This window comes from Actinomycetota bacterium (genome assembly GCA_036280995.1).
Taxonomy (GTDB): domain Bacteria; phylum Actinomycetota; class CALGFH01; order CALGFH01; family CALGFH01; genus CALGFH01.
The window spans coordinates 1-5,300 of record DASUPQ010000094.1 but is presented as its reverse complement, the minus strand read 5'-3'; the positions used below and the strand labels follow the sequence as shown (position 1 = coordinate 5,300).

Genomic DNA, 5,300 nt, shown 5'->3' with positions numbered 1-5,300 from the left:
TTCGACGACTGGACCTGACCGGGGTAGATCTCCGCCGAGCGGTGATCAGCAGCAGCGGCCCCTACCTCCACGCCAACTTCGAGGAAGCCGACTTCAGCAACGGCAACCTCAGCGCCACCGCGGTGGTCGACCTCGCCTTGGCCGTCGTGCGCGGCGAGCTCGGTGACCCCTTCAAGGCGCGTTGAAGCATTGAGAAGCAGACCACCGCCGCAGCAGGAGGAGACCACGATGGTTGAGCACGATGCCACCGCACAGCACGGCGGCCGTCCATCTCGGCGCCTCCAGGCCACCATCATCGTCACCGTGGTATGGGATGCCGCACCTCTGGATCAAGAGGCCAGCCCGGTGGCCATAGCTCACGCCTACCGACGGGCGCTGCAGCGGAGCAACCTGCGCGGTGACCCGCAGGTCCCCTGGCCGGGTGCTCCCTTACTGGCGCCGCAGGACCTGCCTGGCGTGGTCGCCGTCGAGCGGTCCGTGAACGTCGCCCCCGTCCCCGTCGACGAGCTGCATCCCGACGAGGTCGGCATGCGCCTTGCTCCTCGAGGTCTGCGTGGCTGGTTCGAACCGGAGCTCGTCGGGGAGTTCCTTGACCGGCGGGTCTACTTCCTCACCCTGGACGGCCAACGGGTCGAGGCCGAGGTCGCCGGGTTCGGGGCCTGGTCCGACGAGGCGTATCTGGCCCGAGCGACGCACGCTCCTGGCCACGGGCCTTCGGTACGCCTCTGGATCCCAGCATGGGACGTCTACTGCTGGGCCAACCCCGAGAGCCTGACCGTCTGTGGCGCCCTCAGCGAGGCTCGACTCCCCTCACGGCTGTGAAGATGACGATGCGTTGCCCAGCAGCACGACAGGACCAGCACCACCGCCTCCTGCCTAGGTCTATGGCGACGACTTCCATTCCGGAAACGGCGGCAGGCGCGATGTGGTGGATCTGACCTCTGGGGTGAGCCGAGCGAGCAGCTGCGAACAGTGCGCTGAGCTGGACAAGCGCATCCCCCTGCCCACCTCCGCCAGCTACCTTACCCTGGCAGGGGCTGCACGGGAGTTGGTCGCTGACGGCACCCTTGTGCTGGGAAGGCAGCGTCCCACTGGCGTCACTGCAGCCGGGACAGCCGCTCCCTCCGACGGAACCGATTCCATCCGTCATCTGTTGGCCTGCGCCACGTGCGGTCGCCGCTATGTCTTGTGGGCCGACACCTACCATGGCGGCTGCGCCTGGGAACCGAGCATCGAGGCGTAAGCGAAAAGGCTGTCGTACCGATCGGTCCGATTTCGCGAGTCGAATTCTCGGCCCAATCCAGGTGTGCGAAAACCTCATGGGTGGGCGTGGCAGGCCAGCAATCTGGAAGGGAATGGCCGGGCGGCCTGTGCCGCTGTGGATGACCGTCACCTACGCCACCCGACCAGTCGGGATGTGGCTGTCGTGCAGAATGGGTTTGTCACGCCATTTCGGGTACCGTGAGCCCATATGCACCCACCTGGAGAGGGCGGCGGTCCACGCCCCAGTCGTGAATGGCCGCGCCTACCCCGGTTAGCAGGTGCGCGCGAGTCCGACCGGGCTACCCGTGAGGCGAGGCTGGCGGCCCTAGTAGCCGCATACCCGGTCGTCTACGAAGGGACCGGCAAGGCTCGGCTGCGACCCTCTGCGGAGTTCATCGGCTACCGCAATTTCCGGCCGGTCCTCTCGATCAGCAGCCACGCTTCTCCGCAGACCGCGGTCGACCAGTTCAGATTGGCCTGCCGCACGTTGGCGGCCTTGGAGGTGGACTCGGCTGCGGTAGTGGCTGGTGATGAGCTGGCCCTCATTGTCAGCGCGTCGGCGGATCACCCATCTGATCTGGCGCCGTTCGTCATCGGCCTCACCTACGGACCAGCCGGCGCGGAGCCAGTCGGCAGGCTTGTCCCCTACCAGCTTGATCGCCACAGCGGAACGGTGACCTGGGGGACACCACGGCAGGTGCGGGCCTCCCTAAGGCAGGGCCTGTGGGCAGAGACGCTCGGGCCCATGTGCCTCACCCGGACGGCGGTGGCCGACGAGGCGACGCTGGCGCGGTTGCTCGACGACAACCGGCGGCTGGGCCATATCGTGCTGCGGCTGTAGCCGTCCTGACCTCGGGCCAGCACCCCCGTGGCAGCCGTGATTCCTGCAGAATCAAAGCGTCATGGCCCGCCTCGGCAGCGTCACGCCTCAGCGACAGGTCGGGTGCCGTTGTCCCTACTCTTCTACTGTGCGCAAATCCGGGGTTGTGCAGCCGGCGGCGGCGTCGACGGCCGCCGCACCGTCTCTACCACCGCCGGCTGTGGCGCACAGCCCCTCCCATCAGCCGGGTGGGGCAGGTAGCGGGCCACCTTGGCGATCATCTGGGGATGCCGTAGAAGGCCAGCCGGGCCTCGGCGGCGCGGCGGGCGGCTCGGCGGGCAGCGGCCCGCGAGGGCAGCGGGTCGACGGCACCCACGCCGAGGATCCCGACGATCTCCAGATGCAGGTCGGCGGCGAGCGCGGCCGCGTCGTCGGCGCCAGCAACCTCGGCCAGCCCCGCCAGCAGCCCCCGTGCCTCCTGGTGGAAGTCGCGGATGACCTTGAGAGCGGCTTCCCGGTCGATGTCGGGCATGGTCTGCCGGCCGCTCTGGCCACGAAGCTCAGCCGCTGCGGTCAGCAGGTAGCAGCCGCGCCCATTCTGCTCGCTGCTCCAGTCAGCCACCCGCTCCATGGTTGCCAGCAGCTTCTTGCGAGCCCATTCTCGCTGGGCCGCTGGGTCAGCCGGGCGACGCGCATCCACGTTAGCGCGGCGAAGAAACTCCAACCAGGGGAGCTCAGCGCCGTACCGCTCAAGGGTGGCCACGACAAGCCCCGTCTTGCTGCCGAACAACCGGTAGAGGCTGTCCCGGGTGCGACCAGCGGTCCTGGTCACCTCGTCGATACCGACCGCGCCGATCCCCTTGCGCGAAAACAACTCCAGTGCGGCGGCCAGCAGGTCTTGTCTGGCTGAACGGCGGGGCGGGCGCGGCCTGCTCATGGCGCCCTACCTTATCCGCCATCGGCCCGGCACGGCGAGGAACTGTCGCTACGCGATGACCTGCCCGAAGCCGGTCACATGAGCGTATCGGCGCAATCGCCAGAAGGGTTGCCGAGATCATCTCCTCAGCCACAGTCCGTCCGAGCCACCAAGTGGGGCCTTCAGTTTCTATGGCCGGGCAAACGTAAACTGGCGGCCGAGTCCTGTCAACGCACGGACCGATCCGGTCGGTGAGCGGCGGCGGCAACGACGGCGGTTGGCTGTCTAGGACTGGCCTGCGAGTGCCAATAGCCAACCGGGTTGGCGGCTCGAACACTTGAGGCGGGCCGCCTGCTGAGTCTCCCAACAGCCAGGATCCCGGATGAACCGTGGAGAGTCCCCCACCACTTCCCCCGTTTGCCATGCCGAACGTCTTGGTCGTTCTGTCCGGAGAGGCGGTTTCCTTCTCGGCGGTGATCCCAGAAGCGTCGGATACCTGCCACTACGGATCTCAGCGCAAAAAGGTTCAACCGAGGCGGCTTCCGATCCCCGACGCACGCGCTGCTCGTGGCGGTACCCATGCCGGCAACGTGCGACATCGCGGATCAGGTTTCTGGTCAACCGCCGCTTGGGCCGATTCTGTGCCTTCCGCAGCGAGCAGGGAGCCACTGTCGCCAGGTGCATGAACCTGGCCTCGACGACAACGGCCCCATCTGCCAGGCTGCTGAGCATGAGGAATGGACAAGTAACCGGTACGGTCAGTACGGTCCCGGTGGCCCTTGCGTGAAGTTGCTAGGCTGCCGTCGACACTCAACCGCGGAGTCGAGGATATTGGTGGGAGTCACTGGAGACCGGCGAAGCTCGTCTCGGCGTGAAGGTCGTAGCAATGGCTGAGGACCCGAGCGGTCGTGGAAGGCTGGCCCGGCGGCTGGATGCGCTGTTTCGCACCGTGCACCCCCCGGGCGAGAAGGAGTACAGCAACGAGGCCGTCGCCGAAGCGCTCAGGGCGGCTGGTGTCCCCCGGGTTTCGGGCGCGTACCTGCAGCAGCTCCGCAATGGCGTTAAGGACAATCCCAGCACCCGGCTCGTTTTGGCGCTGGCTGCCTTCTTCGGCGTCAAGAGGACCTACTTCTTCGAGGACGAGGAGGCGGCCCAGGCCGACCTTGGGGTCGCGGTGCTGACCAGGCTGGTCGACGCCGACATGTTTGACACCGCCGCCCGGCTGGCTGACTTGCCAGCAGACGGCCGGGAGCTCGTCCGCCAGGTCGTCGACCACCTCGCCCAACTCCAGGGCCTGCCGAATGTACCACCCAGCCTCCTCGCGGGGCCGACTGCATCAGACGCCGATGGCCGCGCTGACGCTGAGGCCGCCGATGGCCTTGAGGGTTGAGCGAAGGGGCGACGGCGCCAGGCCGCCAACTACCAAGAACAATCCACACGATTGCGCAAAGCCCCTAGCTTCGATCGGATCGGGTGGCGTCAGGCCCGGCTGTGCGCCACTCTGTAGCACCATTGGCCGTCGACGGCCAGTAGTCCGGACGACCGAGCCAAGGATGCACGGGTAGCTGGGCTGGAGTTGGGCAGTGAGGGAAGACCGCACACGACTGGGCCGCAGACGGCCTCGAGGCGGAGGGGACCTCGACCAGCTGCGTCATCAGTGCCTGGATAGGCTCGGCAAGCTCGGCCTGGAACTGCCGGTGCCCTGGAGCGGGGAGGCGTTCTGTGAGCGCCTCGGCGTCTGCCTTGGCCGCCGGATCGTCTTGTGCCCGGTCAACACCACCTTCGCGACCCAGGCCGGGGCATGTGGCCTGTGGCTGAAATTGAAGATCCCCAGCGCCCATCTCTTCTTCTACGAGCGGGCGACCAGCCCCTACCACAAGGACCATGTCCTGGGGCACGAGGCCGGCCATGCCGCCTTTGGCGATCCCACGGTCGAGATCCAGGACGAGGAAGAACTGGCGGCGCTAATGCGCCTGAGTCCAGTGACGGTTGAGCGGGTGGCTGGCCGCAGGGGCTACGACAAACCGCGTGAGCGGCGAGCAGAGATGTTCGGCACGCTGGTCAACGACCTGGCCATCCGGGCCGGGCCGATCGCCCCGCCGCCGGCGGATGCGGAGGCCGCGGCGGTCCTGTCTCGCGTGTATGCGGCCCTCACCTGCTCCGCCGATCCAGATGTTCGCTAAGACGCTGCTCCGTTGGCCGATCGCTCGGGCCGCTCTCAGCAGGCAGCAGGCTCGTCGGCGGGCGGTGTACCGGTCTGATGGGTAAGGCACTGCTGTATGCCGCTCCGCCGATCCTGCT

At 67.4% G+C, this 5,300-nt stretch carries 6 protein-coding genes; 5 read left to right on the top strand and 1 reads right to left on the bottom strand.

All coding sequences use genetic code 11. The annotated features are described in order from the left end of the window. The 3 genes from VF468_02680 to VF468_02670 all read left to right on the top strand — a co-directional run. Window positions 1-185, top strand: a 185-nt coding sequence (locus tag VF468_02680; GenBank protein ID HEX5877216.1) for a hypothetical protein, incomplete at its 5' end; no start/stop codon positions are given. Window positions 186-456: 271 nt separating this feature from the next. After that, on the top strand, window positions 457-822 hold the full coding sequence (locus VF468_02675; GenBank protein HEX5877215.1) for a hypothetical protein: 366 nt from the start codon (window positions 457-459) through the stop codon (window positions 820-822). 937 nt (window positions 823-1,759) lie between these two features. Further along, the gene (locus tag VF468_02670; GenBank protein ID HEX5877214.1) at window positions 1,760-2,104 is read left to right on the top strand and encodes a hypothetical protein; all 345 of its coding nucleotides are present in this window, start codon (window positions 1,760-1,762) and stop codon (window positions 2,102-2,104) included. A 256-nt stretch (window positions 2,105-2,360) separates the two neighbouring features. Here the strand turns inward: VF468_02670 and VF468_02665 are convergent, their stop codons facing one another. Next, window positions 2,361-3,020 carry a helix-turn-helix domain-containing protein gene (locus VF468_02665; protein ID HEX5877213.1) on the bottom strand — a complete coding sequence of 220 codons (660 nt, stop codon included), beginning with the start codon at window positions 3,018-3,020 and terminating at the stop codon, window positions 2,361-2,363. 865 nt (window positions 3,021-3,885) lie between these two features. Between VF468_02665 and VF468_02660 the strand changes: the two genes are divergently transcribed. Next, complete coding sequence (locus VF468_02660; GenBank protein ID HEX5877212.1) at window positions 3,886-4,389, top strand: helix-turn-helix transcriptional regulator; 504 nt, start codon at window positions 3,886-3,888, stop codon at window positions 4,387-4,389. A 193-nt stretch (window positions 4,390-4,582) separates the two neighbouring features. Next, on the top strand, window positions 4,583-5,182 hold the full coding sequence (locus VF468_02655) for a hypothetical protein (protein HEX5877211.1): 600 nt from the start codon (window positions 4,583-4,585) through the stop codon (window positions 5,180-5,182). Window positions 5,183-5,300 lie beyond the last annotated feature (118 nt).